Genomic DNA, 22,237 nt, shown 5'->3' on the forward strand with positions numbered 1-22,237 from the left:
GCATCAAATTGGTGCGGTCGAGAAGACTCGAACTTCCACGGGTTGCCCCACAGCGACCTCAACGCTGCGCGTCTACCAATTCCGCCACGACCGCACGTGGTAGAGCCGGAACCGACCGGCTCGCGGCGTGTAGCAAATCGTTTCCGGCGAAACAAGTGCGCGACACGTAATAATCACCAGCCATTTTGGCATAACGGTCAAGAAGCTTGAAACGCCCCTCGAACTGGACGTTTTGCCCGATTGCCGCCATATGAAGGACCAGGCATGTCGTCCAAAAAGGCGCCGAGCGGTTTCGGGACTACGACATGAACAAGACAACACCCGGGGCATGTCGCATTTGAAATGACGCGCCGTGGACGAGAGCCGTGATGACAGAACGCAGCCAGATAGCCACGTCGTTCCTGCCCCTGCCCGGCTCAGCGCCGGTCGAGTGGCTGATCGAGCCCGGCCTCACCGCCTATCCCGATGCGCTTGCCTTCATGGAGGCGCGCGCCGAGGCGGTCCGCAGCGGGGCTGCCGGCGAAATGGTCTGGCTGGTCGAACATCCGCCGCTCTACACGGCCGGCACCAGCGCCCGGAGCGAGGACCTGATCGACGCCAACCGCTTCCCGGTCTTCGCGGCGGGACGCGGCGGCGAATACACCTATCATGGGCCGGGCCAGCGGGTCGCTTATGTCATGCTCGACCTGAAACGGCGGCGCGAGGATGTCCGCGCCTTTGTCGCCGCGCTCGAACAGTGGATCATCGGCACGCTCGCCGCTTTCAACGTGCAAGGCGAGCGTCGCGAGGACCGGGTCGGCGTCTGGGTGGTGCGGCCGGATCGCCCTTCACTGCCGGACGGCTCGCCGGCCGAGGACAAGATCGCGGCAATAGGCATCCGGCTGCGGCGCTGGGTGAGCTTTCACGGCATCGCCATCAATGTCGAGCCGGACCTCGACCATTTCAGCGGCATCGTGCCTTGCGGTGTGCAGGACCACGGCGTCACCAGCCTCGTCGACCTCGGCCTTCCCCTGACAATGGCCGACCTTGATCTCGCGCTGAAATCCGCCTTCGAGGACGTCTTCGGTCCCGCCACGGCCTTGCCTGCCGAAGCCGCGCGTAAGGCCGGTTGAACTTTTCGGTCCGGCAGCTGCTTGAGGTGTGTTGAGATTCAGGTCAGGCCGAGTCGAAAACGGTGGCTTCCGAGAACCGGAGCGGAGCGTACTTTTTGTACGTGAGCACAGTTCTACCGCGACGCGGTAGAACAGGGAAGCGCAGGAAGCCGCCGTTTGCAGGCCGGCATCACCTGAATCTCAACACACCTCAGATCAGCTGAGCGGAGGCCCACAAGACGCCGTATCCATGGATGGCGAACACCGCCAGCAACGCTGCCGCCATGGCCAAGCGGTCGACGGTGCGGATCGGCTTCAGCTCATGACGCGGCTTGACCCCGCTGCTCATCGTCAGCAGGCTGAGAATTGAAAACACCGCTCCTGTGGCGAGCAGGAAGTTGGAGGAAAAGCCGGCCTGCCAACCCACCGCCAGGAAGGCCGAGAGCAGGAAGAACGAGGCCAGCGCCAGCGCGACCGGCCCCGGACAGATCTGGCGCAGCACCTGGCCGCCGTCGAACTTCCACACCGGCACCAGATTGGCGAAGTTGAACAGGGCGGCGAAGCCCGCCAGTGTCGCCAGCAGCGCCGCCGCCAGCCGATGTCCATCAGCGCCGGCAAAGGTGCTGGCGGCGATAGCGATCGGCACCAGGAAGGCGGAAAAGCCGGCGCCCATCAGCGCCACGAAGGCGACCTCGAAGCGGCTGTCATAGGGCCGCCCGCCAATGGCGATGCCGCCGAGCAGCGGAATGAAGATCATTCGTGCCCTGTTGTGGCCCATCAGCCGGAACGCCGCTATGTGACCGAGTTCGTGCAGGGCCACAACCGATGTCAGGATCGCGGCCAATGCCAGCCCGCCGAAGTGAAGCCCGAAGAACGGCCACAGGATCAGCGCCGAAAGACCAGCGAAGCCGACCTGGCTGAGCGGATGCTCGAACCAGCCGCCCTTGCGATACTGCCCGGTCCGCGCCCAGCGCTGCAGCTTGGAGAGTTCGCGGCGCATGGCGAAATAGCGGAACACCAGGAAGGCAACGCCGCGGTAGCGATCGGTCTGGCTGAGCGTCACCCGCGTACCGTTGCCCTCGGAAACGAGTTCGGTGGTTTCGCCAAAATCCTTCCAGAACGAAGCGTCGAGCGCGGTGTCCTCGAGGACACGCATCGAGAAGCGGCTGCCCTCGACAATGTCTTCAAACCGCGACTTGCGCTCGATCGGCTTGCCGTCGCGTCCTTCCCAGGACAGCATGATGCGGGCCACGCCCTCGCCGTCCGGCGCCTCGGCGGAAAGGATCTCACCGGACCAGCCGGCATCGCTGCCAAGCGGCCACAGCGCCTGCCAGAGGCGCTGTCGGTCCATCGCCACCACACGGGTCAACCGGATCGTGCGCAAACCAAGCGGCACGGTCATCAAGAGAAAGATCAGCCCGAGATTGCTGGCCACGAGAATGGCCCTGACGATGGGCGACACTTGGACGTTGCTCCCTGTCTTCTATGCACCCTAACGTCGCGGCGGCAAGAAAAGCTTAACGCGGGAACGACTTTCGACCGCCAGTCCCCGCAGCGGCGAACGCCGCCAAATCACATGGCTCCGATCCAGATCGCCATGGAAACGAGAAACGTGCTCATGCAAACCAGTGAGATGACATCCTGAACCAGATCGGTCATAACTCTCTCCTGTTGTTGATATGTTCGTATTTTGTTCTAATTTTGTTCAAATGTCAAGGCGCGCAATACGGCTACGTCCGGAATTTTCGGGCGATCAAATCGGCAGGGTTAAGGAAAGGTTGACGGGCGTGCGACGGTTGCCCATCGCCCGTTGAGACTCAGGTCAGACCGGCTGAATATCGGCGTGCGTTAAAGCGGGACGACCTTGCCGTCGGCCAGCGTGACGCGCCGGTCCATGCGCGACGCCAGTTCGTGATTGTGGGTGGCGATCAGCGCCGCGAGGCCCGATTGCTTGACCAGCGCCGCCAGCGCCTCGAACACATAGGAGGCGGTGACCGGGTCGAGATTGCCGGTCGGCTCATCCGCCAGCAGCACCAGCGGCGCGTTGGCGACCGCACGGGCAATGGCGACGCGCTGCTGCTCGCCGCCGGAAAGCTCGGACGGCCGGTGCGACGCGCGCTTGCCGATCTGCATGTAGTCGAGCAGCTGTGCCGCGCGCTCGGCCGCGTCCTTGCGGCTCAGCCCTTTGATGAGCTGCGGCATCATGATGTTTTCCAGCGCCGAGAATTCCGGCAGCAGATGATGGAACTGGTAGACGAAGCCGACATCGTTGCGGCGGATCGCGGTGCGCTCGTCGTCGGAGAGCCGTCCGCAGGCACGGCCGGCGAGGATGACGTCGCCGGCGTCGGGACGCTCCAGCAGGCCGGCAGTGTGCAGCAGCGTCGACTTGCCGGTGCCCGACGGCGCCACCAGCGCCACCATCTCGCCGCGCTTCAGCGAGAAATCCGCGCCGTTGAGAATGGTGAGCTTGCGCGGCCCCTGCACATAGTGCCGCTCGACGCTCTTCAACTCGATAATGGCCTCGGCCATCACTCGTACCTCAAGGCTTCGACCGGATCGAGGCGCGCGGCCCGCCATGCTGGAAACACCGTTGCCAGGAACGACAGGCCGAGCGCCATCAGGATGACATAGGTCGTCTCGCGCGGATCCATCTTCGCCGGCAACTGGCTGAGGAAATAGAGCTCCGGGTTGAACAGCACCTTGCCGGTCATCCAGGAGAAGAACTGGCGGATGGATTCGATGTTGGTGCAGATCAGCACGCCGAGCAGCACGCCGGCGAGCGTGCCGGTCACGCCGATCGCCGCCCCCGTCATCAGGAAGATGCGCAGGATGGCGCCGCGCGACGCGCCCATGGTGCGCAGGATGGCGATGTCGTGGCCCTTGTCCTTCACCAGCATGATCAGGCCGGAGATGATGTTGAGCGCCGCCACCAGCACGATCAGGGTCAGGATCATGAACATGACATTGCGCTCGACCTGCAGGGCGGAGAAGAACGTCTCGTTGCGCTGGCGCCAGTCGACCATGTCGATCGGCCGCTGCGCCGCCGCCTCCACCTTCGGTTTCAGCGCATCGACATCGTCGGGATTGTCGACATAGATCTCGATCGTCTGCGCGCGGCCGTCCATGTTGAAATAAAGCTGCGCTTCGGAGAACGGCATGTAGACGATGGAAGTGTCATATTCCGACATGCCGACTTCGAAGATCGCCGCGATCTTGTAGCCCTTCATGCGCGGCGTCGTGCCGATCGGCGTCACGTCACCGTCCGGCGAAATCAAGGTGATGGTGTCACCAAGCGTCAAGCCGAGATTTTCGGCCATGCGCTTGCCGATGGCCACGCCCTCGCCGGTGTCGAAATCGGCGATCGAGCCCTGCTTGATGTTGCTGGCAACGATGGCGATCTTGCTGAGATCCTCGCCGCGGATGCCGCGCACCAGCGCTCCGGTTCCGCCGCCGACATTGCCTTGCGCCAGCACCTGGCCATCGATCAGCGGGATGGCATATTTGACGCCTGATACACCGTTGATGCGGTCGGCGACCTGCGCATAGTCCTCAAGCGGCGAATCGAGCGGCTGCACGATGAGGTGACCGTTGACGCCGAGGATGCGCGTCAGCAGCTCCGCTCGGAAGCCGTTCATCACCGCCATCACCACGATCAGCGTAGCGACCCCCAGCATGATGCCGAGGAAGGAGATCGAGGCGATCACCGAGATCACCGTCTCCTTGCGCCGCGAGCGCAAATAGCGCCAGGCGACCATGCGCTCGAAGATGGAAAAAGGCCCGGCGCCTGCCGATCTTGCCACCTCGCTCATGCAGCGGCACCGAAGCGTTTCTTCACGTCCGCGATCGGCAGCGTCTCGCGCTCACCGGTCCTGCGATTCTTGATCTCGATCTCGCCGGCAGCCACGCCGCGCGGTCCGACGATCACTTGCCACGGCAGGCCGATCAGGTCGGCGGTGGCGAACTTGCCGCCGGGCCGCTGGTCGGTGTCGTCATAGAGCACGTCCTTGCCGGCGGCGACGAAAGCGGCATGCAGCTCGTCGCAGACGCGGTCGCATTCGGCGTCGCCCGCCTTCATGTTGATCAGCCCGATGTCGAACGGCGCCACCGCCTCCGGCCAGATGATGCCGTTGTCGTCGTGGCTGGCTTCGATGATCGCCGCAACAAGGCGCGACGGACCGATGCCGTAGGAGCCGCCGGAGACGAAATGATCCTTGCCGTCGGGCCCGGTCACTTTGGCGCCCATCGGCTTGGAATATTTGTCACCGAAATGGAAGATGTGGCCGACCTCGATGCCGCGCGCCGAAACCTTGTCGGTGTCACCGATCTTTTCCCACGCCGCCTCGTCATGCATCTCGTCGGTGGCGGCGTAGGGCGTCGTCCATGTCTTGACGATGTCGCCGATCTCGGCGTCGTTGGCGAAGTCGGTCTTCTCTCCGGGCACATCAAGCGAAAGATAGTCGCGGTGGCAGTAGACCTGGCTCTCGCCGGTATCGGCCAGGATGATGAATTCATGGCTGAGATCGCCGCCGATCGGTCCGGTGTCGGCCCGCATCGGGATAGCTTGCAGCCCCATGCGCGTGAAAGTCCTGAGATAGGACACGAACATCCTGTTGTAGGCCGCCTTGGCGCCCTCGAAGTCGAGGTCGAATGAATAGGCGTCCTTCATCAGGAATTCCCTGCTGCGCATGACGCCGAAGCGCGGCCGCACCTCGTCGCGGAACTTCCACTGGATGTGGTAGAGATTGAGCGGCAGGTCCTTGTAGGATTTCACATAGGCGCGGACGATCTCGGTGACCACTTCCTCATTGGTCGGGCCGTAGAGCATGTCGCGGTCCTGCCGGTCCTTGATGCGCAGCATCTCCTTGCCGTAGTCGTCATAGCGGCCGCTTTCGCGCCACAGATCGGCCGACTGGATGGTCGGCATCAGGATTTCAAGCGCACCGGCGCGATTCTGCTCCTCGCGGATGATGCGGCAAACCTTGTCCAGCACCCGCTTGCCGAGCGGCAGCCAGGAGAAACTGCCCTGCCCCTGCTGGCGGATCATGCCGGCGCGCAGCATCAGCCGGTGCGAGACGATTTCAGCCTCGCGCGGATTTTCTTTGAGGATAGGCAGGAAATAGCGCGACAAACGCATGGACTGGTCCGTGAGTGAGAATGACCGCGCGGGAATCGGCGCGACGCAGGCTTGCTTGCCCCGGCTTCATAGCCATTTCATGGCGGAATGGAAACCCGGACGCACCGGCCCGAAAATCGGAAATTGATTTTCAAAAATACGGAGGCGCAGGGAGTAAAACTGTTGCAGTGTTCCTCGCGGGTCGGGCAAACGCGCGGCGTTCCAAGGCGCCGCGATTGCCCCGCGCGCCTTGCTGGTTGTTTCCCAAGCAACGCCTGCCGCACTATTGTGCAGTGCAGCACGAGAATGCCCGTTTCAAGGCAAAATTCTTCGTGACATTTTCATTCGCGTTAGGCTAATGTGCCCCGATAACCGAGAGGGTAGAAAAAAATCTGCTCTCCTACGCGGTCAAAGTCTTGGGAGGATGCGATCTAGGCGCGGTTACTCGCTGCCACCGGAAACCGGAAACAGATCGGACGCGTTTAAATTGCAAGGCCTTGTGCCTTGCATTTTTTTTGTGCAATCACCCGCTTAGCGCAACGAGTTGCCAAACCACCTTACCCTGCGTCAGCGCTCGACCAGCCGCAAAACGGCATGGCATTCCCTTCGGAAGCCGCCCAAGGTTCCAACGGACAAAAACGTCGTTGCGAGACAGTCTATTTGGCTGGCGTCTGGCCGAAATCCGGCACGATGTGTGGGATGTCGTTGAGGCTGTATCCCAGCCCATGCGTCAGGCCATAGAAAATGCCCATAAGGATCGCGGTGGCGATAGTGGTGCGGATCACGGCGCGCAGCATGTGCGGCCCGCGCGGCGCGCTCGGAACCGTGCCCAGCGTCACATCATGATCGTCATCCTGCGTCTTCACGCTGAACGGCAGCACGGCAAACAGCACCACCCACCAGGTCGCGAAAAACAGGGCGGTGAACGAAACCCAGCTCATGATTGCTCCAGTTCGATCAGCGTGCCGAAGAAATCCTTCGGATGCAGGAACAGCACCGGCTTGCCGTGCGCGCCGGTTTTCGGGTTGCCGTCTCCCAGCACGCGGGCGCCGGCAGCCTTGAGTTGATCGCGCGCGGCCAGGATGTCTTCGACTTCATAGCAAAGATGGTGCATGCCGCCCGAAGGGTTCTTCTCCAGGAAGGCAGCGATCGGCGACCCCTCGCCCAACGGCTCCAGAAGCTCGATCTTGGTGTTGCCGACATTGACGAACACCACCGTGACGCCATGCTCCGGCAGCGCCTGCGGTTCCGTCACGTCAGCGCCAAGCGTGTTGCGATAGGCGGCGACGGCAGCAGCCAGATCCGGCACGGCAAGCGCGACATGGTTCAGACGTCCGAGCATAGGGTGCTCCGAAAAATAGGGGAATAGGGGAGTAAGGCAGTATGGGAGTAGGGGAACCAAGTTGGGCGCAAAGCGAATTGCCCTTCCCCTACTGCCCTACCCCCATACTGCCCTACTCCCATACTGCCCTACTCCCTTCGTCACCTTGTGACGAATACAGTCACCAGCGGCTTCTTGCCCCAGGCTTCGTTGGCGGCGCCGCGCACGGCGCGCCTGACTGCTTCCTGCACAAGGTCGAGGTCTTTTCGGCGCTGACGGGGGATTGAGTCCACCGCGCCGATTGCCGCATCGATCATCAGGTCTTCGAGCGTCTCGCCTCGGCCGTCGGCCTCGGCGACGCCGATGGCGACCAGGTCGGGGTCACCGGCCAGCTCATATTTGTCGTCGAGCACGACATTGACCGCGACATGGCCGGCAAAGGACAATTTGCGCCGGTCGCGGATGCCCATCGCCTGATCGGTGCCGATCAGTCTGCCATCCTTGTAGACGCGGCCGAACGGCACCTGGTCGATGATGGTGGCAGGGCCAGGAGCAAGCCTGAGCATGTCGCCGTCGCGCACCTGCGCCACCTGGCCAATGCCCGACGTCGACATCAGCGATCCCTGCGCCACCAGATGCGCCGCCTCGCCATGCACGGGAACGCCGATCTGCGGACGCACCCACTCATACATCTTGCGCAATTCGCTGCGCCTCGGATGGCCGGAGACATGCACCAGCGCGTCGCCGTCCTCGATGATCTTGATGCCGAGGTCGATGAGGCGGTTCTTGATCTCGAGGATCGCCTTCTCGTTGCCCGGAATCGTGCGCGAGGAAAACACCACCGTGTCGCCGGCCGTAAATGATACCGATTTCATCTCGTCGCGCGACAGCTTGGCCAATGCAGCAAGCGGCTCACCCTGGCTGCCGGTGCAGATGATGACGAGGTTTTCGCGCGGGATGAAACCAAAATCCTCCTCGGCGATGAATTCCGGCAGCCCGTCCATGTAACCGAGTTCGCCCGCCACATCGATCACGCGCTTCAACGAGCGGCCGAGCACCAGGCACTGACGGCCGGCATCCCGAGCCGCCCTGGCGATCGAAACAATGCGTCCGACATTGGAGGAGAACGTGGTGACGGCGACGCGGCCCTTGGCAGCCTGGATGACGCCCTTGATGCCTTCGCCCACAGCCACTTCCGAAGGCGACTCGCCTTCGCGCAGCGCATTGGTCGAATCGCAGATCAGTGCCAGAACGCCCTTGTCGCCGTAGGCGCGGAAACGCCCCTCGTCGGTCTTCGGCCCGATCGTCGGCTCCGGGTCGATCTTCCAGTCACCGGTATGGATGACGGTGCCGGCCGGCGAGGTGATCGCCAGCGACATCGGCTCGGGAATGGAGTGCGCCACCGGAATGGCTTCGATCTCGAACGGACCGACGGTGAATTTCTCGCCTGCTCTGTAGATCGTCACCGGTATCTTCGGCGCCCCCTGCTCGCCTTGCCGCTTGGCTTCAAGCAGGCCGGCGCTGAACGGCGTCATCCACACCGGCGCCTTCAGCTTTGGCCAGGTGTCGAGCAACGCGCCATAATGGTCTTCATGCGCATGGGTGATGACGATGCCGCGCAGATTGGCAAGGTTCTCCTCGATGAAGCGCGTATCGGGCAAGATCAGATCGACGCCCGGATGCGCGGCATCGGGGAAGGTCACACCGACATCGATGATGATCCATTCGCGCGCGCTCGGCGGGCCGTAGCCGTAAAGAGCGAAGTTCATACCGATCTCGCCGACGCCGCCGAGTGGCACGAAGACGAGTTCGGCGTTTTCCGCTTTCGCCATGATTTTTCCCTTCCTGGCCCTCAGGCCAAGTCCATAAAGCAATTCCAGGAAAAGTGTCTAACGATTTTCCCACAGGACTTGCATGAAAACAAACACTTAGAGCCGTTAGCGAACGGCTCTAGACGCGGGCAGACGCGACCGCGCCGAAATGCACGTCGCCGGCGGCGATCGTCAGAACCGAACCTTCATCGTCGCGGATCACGAAACGGCAGTCCTCGTCAATGGTTTCAAACACCCCACGCACCACATTACCGTCAATTCTGACAGCAACCTGCCCGCCGAGCCCCGCTGCGCGAGCCAACCACCGTCGCCTGACGGCGGCAAGTCCGCGCCCTTCATCCCACAACCTGGCATTCTCGCTCCAGGCATCCGACAGCGCCAGAAACAGTGTTTCCGCATCGCATGTCGCGCCCAGCGCACGCAATGACGTTGCCGGATACGGCAAATCTTCTGGATAAGCCACCACATTGACGCCGATGCCGACTGCCACCGCGAAACGGCCGCCGTCCAGGATCGCCGATTCCAGCAGAATGCCGGCCAGCTTGGCGCCGGAGGCAAGCACGTCGTTCGGCCATTTCAGCTCGAAACGGTTCTTTCCCTCACTGCCGCCGTCGAGGCCGATGGCGATCCGGACCTTCGGCACCACGGCGTCGAGCGCATCGGCCAGCGCCAGGCCGGCGACGAAGCCCAGCGTTGCCGCAAGGCGAAGCTCGGTATTGGTGATGACGAGCAGCGTCGCCGCCAGATTGCCTTCGGGCGTTGCCCAGACGCGGCCACGCCGTCCGCGCCCGCTTTCCTGCTTCTTGGAAACGACCCACAATTTGCCGGAGTCGCCTGCCCTTGCGTGGTCCAGCGCCAGCGCATTGGTGGAGCCGACGCTGTCATGCGCCTCGAGCCGGAACCCTTCCGACGCCGAGGTTGGAGCCAGCCGAAATGCCATGCCGTCTAGAAAAACGTCTTGGCGGCGGCTTCGGCATAGGTGCCGATCGGTCCGCCGATCAGCACATAGAACAGCACGAAGGCGCCGGAGACGCCGAGCACGACACGCAATTCGCTCGCCATCGGCACGAAGCCGCCGACCGGTTCGTCGAACCACATGATCTTGATGATGCGCAGATAATAATAGGCGCCCACCACAGAGGCCAGCACGCCGATGATCGCCAGCGCGTAGAGATTGGCGTTGATGGCGGCGAGGAAGACGTACCATTTCCCCCAGAAGCCGGCGAGCGGCGGGATGCCGGCCAGTGAGAACATCAGGATGGTCAGGATCGTCGCCATGATCGGGTTGGTCGACGACAGGCCGGCCAGATCGCTGATCTGTTCGACATTACCTTCCTTGCGCCGCATGGCGAGGATGAAGGCAAAGGTGCCGAGCGTCATCACCAGGTAGATCAGCATGTAGATGGCAACGCCGCGCACGCCGGCCTGGCTGTTGGCGGCAAGGCCGACCAGCGCGTAGCCCATATGGCCGATCGAGGAATAGGCCATCAGGCGCTTGATGTTGGTCTGCCCGATCGCGGCGAAAGCGCCGAGCGCCATCGAGGCGATCGAGATGAAGACGATGATCTGCTGCCAGTCGGCGGCGATCGGCTTGAACGCGCCCATGGTGACGCGCACGATCAGCGCCATCGCCGCCATCTTGGGCGCGGCCGCCAGGAAGGCCGTCACCGGCGTCGGCGCGCCCTCATAGACGTCGGGCGTCCACATGTGGAACGGCACCGCCGAGATCTTGAAGGCAAGGCCGGCCAGCACGAAGACGAGACCGAAGACGAGGCCAAGCTGGCGCCCGCCGCTGCCCAGCGCCGAAGCGATCTCCTGGAAGCCGGTGTTGCCGGTGTAGCCATAGACCAGGCTGATGCCATAGAGCAGCATGCCCGACGACAGCGCGCCGAGGACGAAATATTTGAGGCCGGCTTCGGTCGAACGCAGATTGTCGCGGTTGATCGCGCATAGCACATAGATCGCCAGCGACTGCAGCTCGAGGCCGAGATAGAGCCCGATCATGCCGTTCGCGGAGATCATCAGCATCATGCCGAGCGTGCAAAGCAGGATCAGTACCGGGTATTCGAACTTATCGAACCGTTCCGCCTTGGCAAAGCGCATCGACATCACCAGCGTCACCGCCGAGCCGACCAGCGCCAGCACCTTCATGAAGTGGGCGAAGGTATCCTGGATGAAGGCGTTGCCATAGGCACTGCCCTGCCCGGTGTAAAAGATCAGCCAGGCGCCGGCGATCACCAGCACGGCCACCGCAAGGCCGGTCACCGTGTTGGCGGTGTTGGCGCGCGAATAGGCCCCGACCATCAGCAGCGCCAGCGCGCCGACGGCAAGGATCAGCTCTGGCGTCGAGAGCGACAGGCTGGAGAGAAGGTCCGGCGTCATGTTTCGCAAAACCTCTGGTCAGTTCGCCGCCGCGGTCTGCGCGGCGCCGATGGATGCAGTGACATTGGTGACGAGCGACTTGACCGATTCGGCCGTCGCGTCGAAGACGGGTGCGGGATAGACGCCGAAGAAGATGACCAGCACGACCAGCGGGTAGATGATCACCTTCTCGCGCGGCGACAGATCCAGCAGGTTTTTCAGGCTGTCCTTGGTCAGCGCGCCGAAGATCACCCGGCGATAGAGCCAGAGCGCGTAGGCGGCCGACAGGATCACACCGGTGGCGGCAAAGAACGCCACCCAGGTGTTGACCCGGAACACGCCGAGCATGGTCAGGAACTCGCCGACGAAACCGCTGGTGCCGGGCAGGCCGACATTGGCCATGGTGAAGATCATGAACACGGCGGCATATTTCGGCATGTTGTTAACTAGGCCGCCATAGGCGTCGATCTCACGCGTGTGCATGCGGTCGTAGATGACCCCGACGCACAGGAACAGCGCGCCGGAGACAAGGCCGTGGCTGAGCATCTGGAAGATGGCGCCCTGCACGCCTTCCTGGTTCATGGCGAAGATGCCCATGGTGACGAAGCCCATATGGGCGACGGACGAATAGGCGATCAGCTTCTTCATGTCCTCCTGCATCAGCGCCACCAGCGAGGTGTAGATGATGGCGACGACGGAGAGCACGAAGACCAGCGGCGCGAACATCTCGGACGCCAGCGGGAACATCGGCAAGGAGAAACGCAGGAACCCGTAACCGCCCATCTTCAAGAGGATAGCGGCCAGGACGACCGACCCCGCAGTCGGCGCCTCGACGTGCGCGTCCGGCAGCCAGGTGTGCACCGGCCACATCGGCATCTTCACCGCGAAGGAGGCGAAGAAGGCAAGCCATAGCCATGTCTGCATGTTGGCCGGGAAATTGTGCGTCAACAGCGTCGGGATGTCGGTCGTGCCGGACTGGTAGAACATCGCCATGATGGCGAGCAGCATCAGCACCGAGCCGGCCAGCGTGTAGAGGAAGAACTTGAACGAGGCGTAGACGCGCCGCTTGCCGCCCCAGACGCCGATGATGATGAACATCGGGATCAGACCGGCTTCGAAGAAGACGTAGAACAGCACGATATCGAGCGCGCAGAACACGCCGATCATCAATGTTTCGAGCAGCAGGAAGGCGATCATGTAGGCCTTGACGCGCTTCTCGATCGATTCCCACGACGCCAGGATGCAGAGCGGCATCAGGAAGGTCGTCAGGATGACGAACAGCATCGAAATGCCGTCGACGCCCATATGGTAGGAAATGCCGGAGTCGAGCCAGGCGGCCTTCTCGACGAACTGGAAGCCGGACTCCGAATTGTCAAAGCCGGTCCAGATGAACAGCGAGATGATGAACGTGAACGTCGTCGTCAACAGCGCGATGGCGCGGATGTTGCGGCGCGCGTTTTCACTGTCATCGTTGATGAACAGGATGAGCAGCACACCAACCAGCGGCAGGAAGGTGACCAGCGAGAGGATTGGCCAGGCGGTCATCAGAGCATCATCCAGGTGACGAGTGCGGCAACGCCGATCAGCATGGCGAAGGCATAGTGGTAGAGGTAGCCGGTCTGCAGCTTGACGACGCGGTTGGTGACATCGACGACGCGCGCCGAAATACCGTCCGGGCCGAGGCCGTCAATGACGGCGCCGTCGCCGGTCTTCCACAGGAAATGGCCGAGACGCTTGGCGGGCCGCACGAACAGGAAATCGTAGAGTTCGTCGAAATACCATTTGTTGAGCAGGAAGGCATAGAGCCCGCGATGGTGGGCAACCAGATTGACGGGCATTTCCGGCGAGCGGATGTAGAACTTCCAGGCCACCGCGAAACCGATCAGCATGGCGATGAACGGCGACAGCTCGACCCACAGCGGCAGTTCGTGGATCTCGTGCAATATGTGGTTGTCCGGCAGCGTGAACAGCGACGCCTTCCAGAACTCGGCATAGCCTTCACCGATGAAGGCCCCGTGGAAGATGATGCCGGCAAACAGCGCGCCCGCGGCCAGGATGAACAGCGGCACCAGCATAACCGGCGGCGATTCATGGACGTGGTGCATCACCTCATGGCTCGCCCGCGGCTGGCCGTGGAACGTCATGAAGATCAGCCGCCAGGAGTAGAAGGAGGTGAAGCAGGCGGCGATGACCAGAAGGATGAAGGCCATGCCGGCAACCGGATTGTGGCTGGCAAAGGCGCTCTCGATGATGGCGTCCTTGGAGAAGAAGCCGGCGGTGCCGATGACCGTCACCGGAATGCCGACGCCGGTCAGCGCCAGCGTGCCGATCACCATCATCCAGTAAGTTGTCGGAATCAGCGTCCGCAAGCCGCCCATCTTGCGCATGTCCTGCTCGTCGGAGACGGCATGGATGACCGAGCCCGAGCCGAGGAACAGCAGCGCCTTGAAGAAGGCATGCGTGAACAGATGGAAGATCGCCGCGCCATAGGCGCCGACGCCGAGCGCCACGAACATGTAGCCGAGCTGCGAACAGGTCGAATAGGCGATGACGCGCTTGATGTCGTTCTGCACGAGGCCGACCGTCGCCGCGAAAAAGGCGGTGAAGGCGCCGATGAAGGTGACAACCATCAGCGCCGAATGCGACAGTTCGAAAAGCGGCGACAGGCGCGCCAGCATGAACACGCCGGCCGTCACCATGGTGGCGGCATGGATCAGTGCCGAGACCGGTGTCGGGCCTTCCATGGCGTCCGGCAGCCAGGTGTGCAGCGGCACCTGCGCAGACTTGCCCATGGCACCCATGAACAGCAGCAGGCAGACGATCGTCATCGCCGCCTGCTTGTCCAGCGCATAGCCAAGGAAGGTCAGCACGGCGGCCCCCTGCGGCGCGCCTTCAGCCGGAATGAACGTCGCCGCATTGGCGAAGATAGTGCCGAGATTGACCGAGCCGAACAGCACGAACAGGCCGAAGATGCCGAGCGCGAAGCCGAAATCGCCGACGCGGTTGACGACGAAGGCCTTGATCGCCGCGGCATTGGCCGATGGCTTCTTGTACCAGAAGCCGATCAGTAGGTAGGAGGCGAGACCGACCCCTTCCCAGCCGAAGAACATCTGCACCAGATTGTCCGCCGTCACCAGCATCAGCATGGCGAAGGTGAACAGCGACAGATAGGCGAAGAACCGCGGCCGGTTCGGATCGTGGTGCATGTAGCCGATCGAATAGATGTGAACCAGCGCCGACACGGTGTTGACCACCACCAGCATCACCACCGTCAGCGTGTCGATGCGCAGCGCCCAGGACGCTTCCAGTCCACCCGACTGGATCCAGCGCAGCACCGGCACGGTGAACACCTCGCCATGGCCGAAGCCGACGGTGAAGAAAGCGACCCACGACAGCACGGCCGCGATCACCAGGAAACCGGAGGTGATGTATTCGGACGCCTTGGCGCCGAGCGACGTGCCGAACAGGCCGACGATCAGGAAGCCGAGCAGGGGAAGGAAGACGATGGCCTGATACATGGTGGTTCCGTCAACCCTTCATCATGTTCACGTCTTCGACCGCGATCGAGCCGCGGTTGCGGAAGAAGACGACGAGAATGGCAAGTCCGATGGCGGCTTCAGCCGCCGCGACCGTCAGCACGAACAGCGCGAACACCTGGCCGACCAGATCGCCGAGTGCTGCCGAAAAGGCGACGAAGTTGATGTTGACCGCGAGCAGGATCAGCTCGACCGACATCAGGATGACAATGACGTTCTTGCGGTTCAGGAAGATGCCGAACACGCCGAGGGTGAACAGAACAGCCGATACGGTCAGATAATGTGCGATGCCGACAACCATCTCAGAGTCCCTCGCCTGTCTTGACCTTGCGGATTTCCATGCCCGTCGCCGGCGTGCGGCCGACCTGGGCTGCTATCGACTGCCGCTTGATTCCCGGTTTGTGGCGCAGCGTCAGTACGATGGCGCCGATCATGGCAACCAGCAGGATGAGGCCCGAAATCTGGAAGTAGTAGAGGTAGTCGGTATAGAGGATGTCGCCGAGTGCGGCGGTATTTGTCCGCGCGGCGAGATCCGGGATGGGCTTCGAGACCGTCGAGGCAAGCTGCGGCGCGAATGTGTAGCCGCCGAGCACGATGATCAGCTCAGCCGCCAGGATCAGCCCGACCAGCGCGCCGATCGGCGCGTATTGCAGGGCGCCTTCCTTCATCTCGGCGAAATCGACGTCGAGCATCATGACGACGAACAGGAACAGCACCATGACCGCGCCGACATAGACGACGAGCAGGATCATCGCCAGGAATTCGGCCCCGGTCAGCATGAACAGGCCGGCGGCGTTGAAGAAGGTCAGGATCAGGAACAGCACCGAATGCACGGGGTTGCGCGACGAAATGACCATGAACGCCGACGCCACCGCGATAAAGGCGAAGAGGTAGAAAAAGGCCGCCTCTAGTCCACTCAACATGGGGTTCCCCCGGGGTTCCTGTACAAACAGGACGAACGTCCTGTTTGTTGTCTCTGGCTTCGTTCCGCCTTCGGTACCGAAGCCGCGTTGTCCTAGCCCATGTTCCGATCGGGTTGAAAGGCCCGATCGAAAGAAACATGGGCCACTCTGAATTCCGGAGGGCGATCTGGTCCGAAAGGTCTGCAACTTTTCGGGATCATCCTCTGGACGAGGCCCCTCGCCCCGTCCATGCGTCAAATATCAGCGGTAAGGCGAGTCCAGCGCGATGTTGCGCGCCAGTTCGCGCTCCCAGCGGTCGCCATTCGCCAACAGCTTGTCCTTGTCGTAGTAGAGTTCCTCGCGCGTCTCCGTCGCGAATTCGAAATTCGGCCCCTCGACGATGGCGTCGACCGGGCAGGCCTCCTGGCAAAAGCCGCAATAGATGCACTTCACCATGTCGATGTCGTAGCGCACGGTGCGGCGCGTGCCGTCATTGCGGCGCGGACCGGCCTCGATGGTGATGGCCTGCGCCGGGCAGATCGCTTCGCACAGCTTGCAGGCGATGCAGCGTTCCTCGCCATTGGGATAGCGGCGCAGCGCATGCTCGCCTCGGAAGCGCGGGCTGGTCGGCCCCTTCTCGTGCGGATAATTGATCGTCTCCTTCGGTGCGAAGAACTGGCGCATCGACAGGAAGAAAGCGCTGACGAAATCCTGCAGCAGCAGCGATTTTGCGGCTTGGGAAAGAGCGGACATCACGCAAACCCCGTGATCTTGAGGACGGCGGCGGTGGCGACCACCATGAACAGCGAAATCGGCAGGAACACCTTCCAGCCGAGCCGCATCAATTGGTCGTAGCGGTAGCGCGGCACGAAGGCCTTCACCATGGAGATGCCGAAGAAGACGAAGCAGACTTTCAGCACGAACCAGATGACGCCGGGCACCCAGGTGAACGGCGCGAAGTCGAAGGGCGGCAGCCAGCCGCCGAGGAACAGGATGGTGGCCAGCGCGCACATCAGCACGATGGCGACATACTCGCCGAGGAAGAACAGCAGGAACGGCGTCGACGAGTACTCGACCATGTGGCCGGCGACCAGTTCCGATTCGGCTTCCACCAGATCAAAAGGTGGCCGGTTCGTCTCGGCCAGCGCCGAGATGAAGAAGATGATGAACATCGGGAACAGTGCCAGCCAGTTCCAGTCGAGGAACGTATTGGGCAGGCCAAGCCGCGTACCAAGCCCGTCATGCTGCGACAGCACGATGTCGGACAGGTTGAGCGAGCCGGCGGTGAGCAGCACGGTGACGATGACAAAGCCGATCGAGACTTCGTAGGACACCATCTGAGCCGCCGAACGCAGCGCGCCGAGGAACGGATATTTCGAGTTCGACGCCCAGCCGCCCATGATCACGCCGTAGACTTCGAGCGAAGAGATGGCGAAGACATAGAGGATGCCGACATTGACGTTGGCGATCGCCCAGCCCTGGCTGACCGGGATGACCGCCCAAGCCGAGATCGCCAGCACAGCCGAGACCAGCGGCGCCAGCAGGAAGACGCCCTTGTTGGCGCCTGACGGGATCACCGGTTCCTTGAAGACGAATTTCAGCAGATCGGCGAAGGCCTGCAGCGTGCCCCAGGGGCCAACGACGTTCGGGCCACGGCGCAGCTGCACCGCCGCCCAGATCTTGCGGTCGGCGTAGAGTATGTAGGCGACGAAGATCAAAAGCACGACGATCAGCACGACTGACTTCAAGAGGATCAGCAGCGCCGGCAGCACGTAGAAGGAGAAGAAAGTGTCCATGCTTATTCCGCCGCCTGCTTGAAGCCGTTCCTGGCCAGCGCCGAGCATTCCGCCATTACGGCCGATGCCCGCGCGATCGGGTTGGTCAGGTAGAAATCCTTGACCGGCGAGGTGAAGGTGCCCTTGTTCAGCCGTCCGCCGAGCTTCGCCACCCCAGCGATGTCTTCGGCATTACCGGCCGCGACCTGATCGATGCGGGCCAGATGCGGGTATTCGCCATAGAGCTTGGCGCGCAGCTGCGGCAGCGAATCGAACGGCAGTTTCTTGCCCAGCACATCCGACAGTGCCCGCAGGATAGCCCAGTCCTCGCGGGCATCGCCCGGCGCGAAGCCGGCGCGGTTGGTCTGCTGGACGCGGCCCTCCGTGTTGACATAGGTGGCCGACTTTTCGGTATAGGCAGCCGCCGGCAGGATGACATTGGCGCGGTGCGCACCCTGGTCGCCATGCGTGCCGATATAGACGACGAAGGCGCCGCCGGTCTTGGCCATGTCGATCTCGTCGGCGCCAAGCAGGAACAACAGCTCCATGTCGCCCAGCATGCCGGCGACATTCTTGCCGCCCTCGCCCGGCACGAAGCCGAGATCGAGACCGCCGACGCGTCCGGCCGCATTATGCAGCACGGCAAAGCCGTTCCAGTCCGCGCGAGCAGCGTTCACAGCGGCGGCAAGCTTGGCCGCCTGGCCGAGCACGGCCGCGCCATCGGCGCGCGACAAAGCGCCTTGGCCAACGATGATCAGCGGATGCGTCGCCTTTTTCAGCACCTGGAAGAACTTGCCGTTGCCGTCGGCCAGATCCCTCAGCGAATCCGGCCCGGCGCCCAGCTGTTCGTAATCGTAGCGCGTATCGCCGACATCGCCGATGACGCCGACCGGCAGATTGCCGATCCGCCAGCGCTTGCGGATGCGGGCGTTGAGCACCGAGGCCTCATAGCGCGGGTTGGCGCCGATGATCAGCACCGCGTCGGCCTGCTCGATGCCTTCGATGGTCGGGTTGAAGATGTAGCTGGCGCGGCCAAGTGCCGGATCGAGTGCGGCGCCATCCTGGCGGCAGTCGGTGTTCTTCGAGCCGAGCGAAGCCATCAGCAGCTTCAGCGCGTAGATTTCCTCGACCGCGGCGAGATCGCCTGAAATGGCACCGATCTTCTCGGGTGCGGCCTTCGACACCGCGTCCTTGATCGCGGCGAACGCCTCGGCCCAGCTTGCCGGAACCAGCTTGCCGTCCTTGCGCACATAGGGGCGGTCGAGGCGCTGCGTGCGCAGGCCGTCCCAGATGAAGCGTGTCTTGTCGGAAATCCACTCCTCGTTCACCGCTTCGTTGACGCGCGGCAGGATGCGCATCACTTCGCGGCCACGGCTGTCGACGCGGATCGCCGAGCCGACGGCATCCATCACGTCGATGGATTCGGTCTTGGTCAGCTCCCACGGCCGCGCCTGGAAGGCGAAGGGTTTCGAGGTCAGCGCGCCGACCGGGCAGAGGTCGATGACATTGCCCTGAAGCTCCGAGGTCATTGCGCTTTCGAGATAGGTGGTGATCTCGGCATCCTCGCCGCGGCCGATCAGGCCGAGTTCGGAAATGCCGGCGACTTCCGTGGTGAAGCGGACGCAGCGCGTGCAATGGATGCAGCGGTTCATCACCGTCTTGACCAGCGGTCCGATATACTTGTCTTCGACCGCGCGCTTGTTCTCGTGATAGCGCGAGGAATCGACGCCGAAGGCCATCGCCTGGTCCTGCAGGTCGCATTCGCCGCCCTGGTCGCAGATCGGGCAATCCAGCGGATGGTTGATCAGCAGGAATTCCATCACGCCTTCCCTGGCCTTTTTGACCATCGGCGTGTTGGTGAAGATTTCCGGCGGCTCGCCATTCGGGCCCGGGCGCAGGTCGCGCACGCCCATGGCACAGGAAGCCTGCGGCTTGGGCGGTCCGCCCTTCACCTCGATCAGGCACATCCGGCAATTGCCGGCGATCGACAGCCGCTCATGGAAGCAGAAGCGCGGCACTTCCGCACCAGCGTCTTCCGCCGCCTGCAGCAGCGTGTAGTGGTCGGGTACAGTGATCTCTTTCCCGTCGACCTTGAGCTTTGCCATTCGCCTAAAACCCCTGCGGAGTTCCCGCAATCTCTTTTTCCGGACATGGTCGAGACCACGCCGTGCATTTCATTCACTTTTTGACGGCGAGCGCCGCCGCTTGGGCCGTCCAGTCGTCGCGGCCGATACGGCCGCCGAGCGACAGATAGTCCTCGACCCAGGCAACCTCTTGCGGCGTCCATGCCGCGATCTGGCCATACGTCCAGATACCCAGGCCGTTGAGTACCTTTTCCAGCTTGGGACCGATACCCGATATGGCCTTGAGATCCGCCGGTTTCGCCGGCTTTTCCATCGCCCTGGGCTGCCTGAAATCCTCTGGCATAAGCACATCGGCGGCGTCGCCGGCCGCTGGGACGGCATTCGCCGCCGGTGCTGCAGTGACGGCTTCCTTCGCGGCAATGTCCGTGACTTCCTGGGCAAAGGACTGCGCCTCGGCAATCATGGTTTTCGCCGTCGCCCGCGCCCTGGTGGAGGACGGGCTCGGATCGTCGAACTGCGCGACCCGCGCCTCGAAATCATCGACGATCGGCTGCAACAGCCGTTGCGAAGCCTCAGTCGCTCCCGAAAGCGCACCCAGCCAGACGCCGAAAGCGTGGTTGGCAAGCCCGAGGCTCAAGGCCGACATCGCCGCGGCACCCGCGACAGGATGCACGAGAAGGTTGACGGCACTGGCCATCTCCTTCGGCATCATCCTGGTCAGATCCTGGTTCATTTTCTCGAGCTGGTCCAAATTGGGCATCAATGGATTGGGTGTCGAATACGGCGCCATAGAGTTCTCCTGGTCGTTTCTTCGTTCGCCCGCCCCGGTTGTCTTAGATCGGGCACTTGCCCGTATCTCAAATCGGGCATTTGCCCGTATTTCCCTTCGGGCTTTCGCCCGCATTCAAGAAATTCTTCTATTCCGCCGCCACCATCACCGGTTCTGCCCGGTGCGCGTTGCGCGAAAACTCGTCGATGCGCCGCTCCACCTCGCCGCGGAAATGCCGCATCAGGCCCTGAATCGGCCATGCCGCCGCATCACCCAGCGCGCAGATCGTGTGACCCTCGACCTGCTTGGTGACGTCGAGCAGCATGTCGATCTCGCGCTTCTGTGCCTCGCCGCGCACCAGCCGCTCCATCACCCGCCACATCCAGCCGGTGCCTTCGCGGCACGGCGTGCACTGGCCGCAGCTCTCATGCTTGTAGAAGTAGGAAAGCCGCGCGATCGCCTTCACGATATCGGTCGACTTGTCCATGACGATGACAGCCGCCGTGCCAAGGCCGGATTTGAGGTCGCGCAGCGCGTCGAAATCCATCGGCGTGTCGATAATCTGCTCGGCCGGCACCAGCGGCACCGAGGCGCCGCCCGGAATGACCGCCAAAAGATTATCCCAGCCGCCGCGAATGCCGCCGCAATGCGTCTCGATCAGCTCGCGGAAAGGGATCGACATCGCCTCTTCGACCGTGCACGGGTTATTGACGTGGCCGGAGATGCAAAACAGCTTGGTGCCGACATTGTTGGGCCGGCCGAAGGACGAGAACCAGGCAGCACCGCGGCGCAGGATGGTCGGCGCGACCGCGATCGATTCGACATTGTTGACCGTGGTCGGGCAGCCATAGAGGCCGACATTGGCCGGGAATGGCGGCTTCAGCCTGGGCTGGCCCTTCTTGCCTTCGAGGCTTTCGAGCAGTGCCGTCTCCTCGCCGCAGATATAGGCGCCGGCGCCATGGTGCATGTAGATTTCGAAATCATAGCCGGAGGTGTTGTTCTTGCCGATCAGCTTGGCCTCATAGGCCTCGTCGATCGCCCGCTGCAGCGCCTCGCGCTCGCGGATGAACTCACCGCGTACATAGATGTAGGCGGCGATCGCGCCCATGGCGAAGCCGGCGAGGAATGCGCCCTCGACCAGCGTGTGCGGGTCGTTGCGCAGGATATCGCGGTCCTTGCAGGTGCCGGGCTCGGATTCGTCGGCATTGATGACGAGGTAGCTCGGCCGGCCATCGCTCTGCTTGGGCATGAACGACCATTTGAGGCCCGTCGGGAAGCCGGCGCCGCCGCGGCCGCGCAGGCCGGACGCCTTCATCTCGTTGACGATCCACTCGCGTCCCTTGGCGACGATGCCGGGTGTGTTGTCCCAGGCGCCGCGCGCCATCGCGCCGGCCAGCGACTTGTCGAAGAGGCCGTAGATGTTGGTGAAGATGCGGTCTTTGTCCTGAAGCAT

General features: G+C 62.8%; 20 protein-coding genes and 1 tRNA gene. 2 read left to right on the top strand and 19 right to left on the bottom strand.

Annotated features, from left to right (window positions below):
* Positions 1-9 precede the first annotated feature (9 nt).
* A tRNA-Leu gene (locus NKI73_RS19415) sits at positions 10-94 on the bottom strand.
* Between the two features lie 274 nt (positions 95-368).
* On the opposite strand from NKI73_RS19415, the gene lipB reads away from it, so the two are divergent.
* Entirely contained in the window at positions 369-1,112 is a 744-nt protein-coding gene (gene lipB, locus NKI73_RS19420; RefSeq protein WP_352632450.1) for a lipoyl(octanoyl) transferase LipB, read from the top strand.
* Between the two features lie 190 nt (positions 1,113-1,302).
* Here lipB and NKI73_RS19425 read toward each other — a convergent pair whose 3' ends face one another.
* The 4 genes from NKI73_RS19425 to proS all read right to left on the bottom strand — a co-directional run bounded on the left by NKI73_RS19425 (position 1,303) and on the right by proS (position 6,225).
* A complete protein-coding gene (locus NKI73_RS19425) occupies positions 1,303-2,553 on the bottom strand; it encodes a site-2 protease family protein (protein WP_352632452.1) in 1,251 nt (416 codons plus the stop codon).
* A 386-nt stretch (positions 2,554-2,939) separates the two neighbouring features.
* Complete coding sequence (locus tag NKI73_RS19430; protein ID WP_181956525.1) at positions 2,940-3,623, bottom strand: ABC transporter ATP-binding protein; 684 nt, start codon at positions 3,621-3,623, stop codon at positions 2,940-2,942.
* Positions 3,620-4,900, bottom strand: coding sequence for a lipoprotein-releasing ABC transporter permease subunit (locus tag NKI73_RS19435; protein WP_352632454.1), 1,281 nt, complete (start codon positions 4,898-4,900; stop codon positions 3,620-3,622). The genes NKI73_RS19430 and NKI73_RS19435 overlap by 4 nt, the downstream gene beginning before the upstream one ends.
* On the bottom strand, positions 4,897-6,225 hold the full coding sequence (gene proS / locus NKI73_RS19440; protein ID WP_352632456.1) for a proline--tRNA ligase: 1,329 nt from the start codon (positions 6,223-6,225) through the stop codon (positions 4,897-4,899). Before proS ends, NKI73_RS19435 begins: the two co-directional genes overlap by 4 nt.
* Before the next feature lie 20 nt (positions 6,226-6,245).
* Here proS and NKI73_RS19445 point away from each other — a divergent pair, with 20 nt between their 5' ends.
* Positions 6,246-6,563, top strand: coding sequence for a hypothetical protein (locus tag NKI73_RS19445; RefSeq protein ID WP_352632457.1), 318 nt, complete (start codon positions 6,246-6,248; stop codon positions 6,561-6,563).
* Between the two features lie 297 nt (positions 6,564-6,860).
* Here the strand turns inward: NKI73_RS19445 and NKI73_RS19450 are convergent, their stop codons facing one another.
* The 14 genes from NKI73_RS19450 to nuoF all read right to left on the bottom strand — a co-directional run bounded on the left by NKI73_RS19450 (position 6,861) and on the right by nuoF (position 22,237).
* Entirely contained in the window at positions 6,861-7,145 is a 285-nt protein-coding gene (locus NKI73_RS19450; protein ID WP_127276486.1) for a DUF1467 family protein, read from the bottom strand.
* Positions 7,142-7,546: a methylmalonyl-CoA epimerase gene (gene mce / locus NKI73_RS19455; RefSeq protein WP_352632458.1), complete on the bottom strand. Its 405-nt coding sequence runs from the start codon at positions 7,544-7,546 to the stop codon at positions 7,142-7,144. The genes NKI73_RS19450 and mce overlap by 4 nt, the downstream gene beginning before the upstream one ends.
* 140 nt (positions 7,547-7,686) lie before the next feature.
* Positions 7,687-9,357 (bottom strand): ribonuclease J, encoded by a 1,671-nt coding sequence (locus NKI73_RS19460; RefSeq protein ID WP_352632460.1) that lies wholly within the window; start codon positions 9,355-9,357, stop codon positions 7,687-7,689.
* A 118-nt stretch (positions 9,358-9,475) separates the two neighbouring features.
* Positions 9,476-10,297 (bottom strand): biotin--[acetyl-CoA-carboxylase] ligase, encoded by an 822-nt coding sequence (locus tag NKI73_RS19465; protein ID WP_352632462.1) that lies wholly within the window; start codon positions 10,295-10,297, stop codon positions 9,476-9,478.
* A 5-nt stretch (positions 10,298-10,302) separates the two neighbouring features.
* A complete protein-coding gene (gene nuoN / locus NKI73_RS19470; protein ID WP_352632464.1) occupies positions 10,303-11,739 on the bottom strand; it encodes an NADH-quinone oxidoreductase subunit NuoN in 1,437 nt (478 codons plus the stop codon).
* Positions 11,740-11,757: 18 nt separating this feature from the next.
* Positions 11,758-13,263, bottom strand: a complete 1,506-nt coding sequence (locus tag NKI73_RS19475) for an NADH-quinone oxidoreductase subunit M (RefSeq protein ID WP_352632466.1) — start codon at positions 13,261-13,263, stop codon at positions 11,758-11,760.
* Entirely contained in the window at positions 13,263-15,236 is a 1,974-nt protein-coding gene (gene nuoL, locus NKI73_RS19480; RefSeq protein ID WP_352632468.1) for an NADH-quinone oxidoreductase subunit L, read from the bottom strand. Before nuoL ends, NKI73_RS19475 begins: the two co-directional genes overlap by 1 nt.
* A gap of 10 nt (positions 15,237-15,246) precedes the next feature.
* Positions 15,247-15,555, bottom strand: coding sequence for an NADH-quinone oxidoreductase subunit NuoK (gene nuoK, locus NKI73_RS19485; protein WP_010910101.1), 309 nt, complete (start codon positions 15,553-15,555; stop codon positions 15,247-15,249).
* Between the two features lies 1 nt (position 15,556).
* Positions 15,557-16,177: an NADH-quinone oxidoreductase subunit J gene (locus NKI73_RS19490; RefSeq protein ID WP_352632470.1), complete on the bottom strand. Its 621-nt coding sequence runs from the start codon at positions 16,175-16,177 to the stop codon at positions 15,557-15,559.
* A gap of 240 nt (positions 16,178-16,417) precedes the next feature.
* Positions 16,418-16,909, bottom strand: coding sequence for an NADH-quinone oxidoreductase subunit NuoI (nuoI, locus tag NKI73_RS19495; protein WP_352632472.1), 492 nt, complete (start codon positions 16,907-16,909; stop codon positions 16,418-16,420).
* Positions 16,909-17,952, bottom strand: coding sequence for an NADH-quinone oxidoreductase subunit NuoH (nuoH, locus tag NKI73_RS19500; protein ID WP_352632474.1), 1,044 nt, complete (start codon positions 17,950-17,952; stop codon positions 16,909-16,911). The genes nuoI and nuoH overlap by 1 nt, the downstream gene beginning before the upstream one ends.
* A 2-nt stretch (positions 17,953-17,954) precedes the next feature.
* On the bottom strand, positions 17,955-20,036 hold the full coding sequence (gene nuoG, locus NKI73_RS19505) for an NADH-quinone oxidoreductase subunit NuoG (RefSeq protein WP_352632476.1): 2,082 nt from the start codon (positions 20,034-20,036) through the stop codon (positions 17,955-17,957).
* Between the two features lie 73 nt (positions 20,037-20,109).
* Positions 20,110-20,805: a helix-hairpin-helix domain-containing protein gene (locus tag NKI73_RS19510; RefSeq protein ID WP_352632478.1), complete on the bottom strand. Its 696-nt coding sequence runs from the start codon at positions 20,803-20,805 to the stop codon at positions 20,110-20,112.
* Positions 20,806-20,932: 127 nt separating this feature from the next.
* A complete protein-coding gene (nuoF, locus tag NKI73_RS19515; protein WP_352632480.1) occupies positions 20,933-22,237 on the bottom strand; it encodes an NADH-quinone oxidoreductase subunit NuoF in 1,305 nt (434 codons plus the stop codon).

It is taken from the genome of Mesorhizobium sp. M0496 (assembly GCF_040321205.1).
In the GTDB taxonomy this organism is placed as follows: Bacteria; Pseudomonadota; Alphaproteobacteria; order Rhizobiales; family Rhizobiaceae; genus Mesorhizobium.

Coding starts and splice junctions, on each gene's coding strand:
- lipB (WP_352632450.1), top strand. CDS start 369: ATGACAGAACGCAGCCAGATAGCCACGTCGTTCCTGCCCCTGCCCGGC.
- NKI73_RS19435 (WP_352632454.1), bottom strand. CDS start 4,900: ATGAGCGAGGTGGCAAGATCGGCAGGCGCCGGGCCTTTTTCCATCTTC.
- proS (WP_352632456.1), bottom strand. CDS start 6,225: ATGCGTTTGTCGCGCTATTTCCTGCCTATCCTCAAAGAAAATCCGCGC.
- NKI73_RS19445 (WP_352632457.1), top strand. CDS start 6,246: ATGACCGCGCGGGAATCGGCGCGACGCAGGCTTGCTTGCCCCGGCTTC.
- NKI73_RS19450 (WP_127276486.1), bottom strand. CDS start 7,145: ATGAGCTGGGTTTCGTTCACCGCCCTGTTTTTCGCGACCTGGTGGGTG.
- mce (WP_352632458.1), bottom strand. CDS start 7,546: ATGCTCGGACGTCTGAACCATGTCGCGCTTGCCGTGCCGGATCTGGCT.
- NKI73_RS19460 (WP_352632460.1), bottom strand. CDS start 9,357: ATGGCGAAAGCGGAAAACGCCGAACTCGTCTTCGTGCCACTCGGCGGC.
- NKI73_RS19465 (WP_352632462.1), bottom strand. CDS start 10,297: ATGGCATTTCGGCTGGCTCCAACCTCGGCGTCGGAAGGGTTCCGGCTC.
- nuoN (WP_352632464.1), bottom strand. CDS start 11,739: ATGACGCCGGACCTTCTCTCCAGCCTGTCGCTCTCGACGCCAGAGCTG.
- NKI73_RS19475 (WP_352632466.1), bottom strand. CDS start 13,263: ATGACCGCCTGGCCAATCCTCTCGCTGGTCACCTTCCTGCCGCTGGTT.
- nuoL (WP_352632468.1), bottom strand. CDS start 15,236: ATGTATCAGGCCATCGTCTTCCTTCCCCTGCTCGGCTTCCTGATCGTC.
- nuoK (WP_010910101.1), bottom strand. CDS start 15,555: ATGGTTGTCGGCATCGCACATTATCTGACCGTATCGGCTGTTCTGTTC.
- NKI73_RS19490 (WP_352632470.1), bottom strand. CDS start 16,177: ATGTTGAGTGGACTAGAGGCGGCCTTTTTCTACCTCTTCGCCTTTATC.
- nuoI (WP_352632472.1), bottom strand. CDS start 16,909: ATGTCCGCTCTTTCCCAAGCCGCAAAATCGCTGCTGCTGCAGGATTTC.
- nuoH (WP_352632474.1), bottom strand. CDS start 17,952: ATGGACACTTTCTTCTCCTTCTACGTGCTGCCGGCGCTGCTGATCCTC.
- nuoG (WP_352632476.1), bottom strand. CDS start 20,036: ATGGCAAAGCTCAAGGTCGACGGGAAAGAGATCACTGTACCCGACCAC.
- NKI73_RS19510 (WP_352632478.1), bottom strand. CDS start 20,805: ATGGCGCCGTATTCGACACCCAATCCATTGATGCCCAATTTGGACCAG.
- nuoF (WP_352632480.1), bottom strand. CDS start 22,237: ATGCTTCAGGACAAAGACCGCATCTTCACCAACATCTACGGCCTCTTC.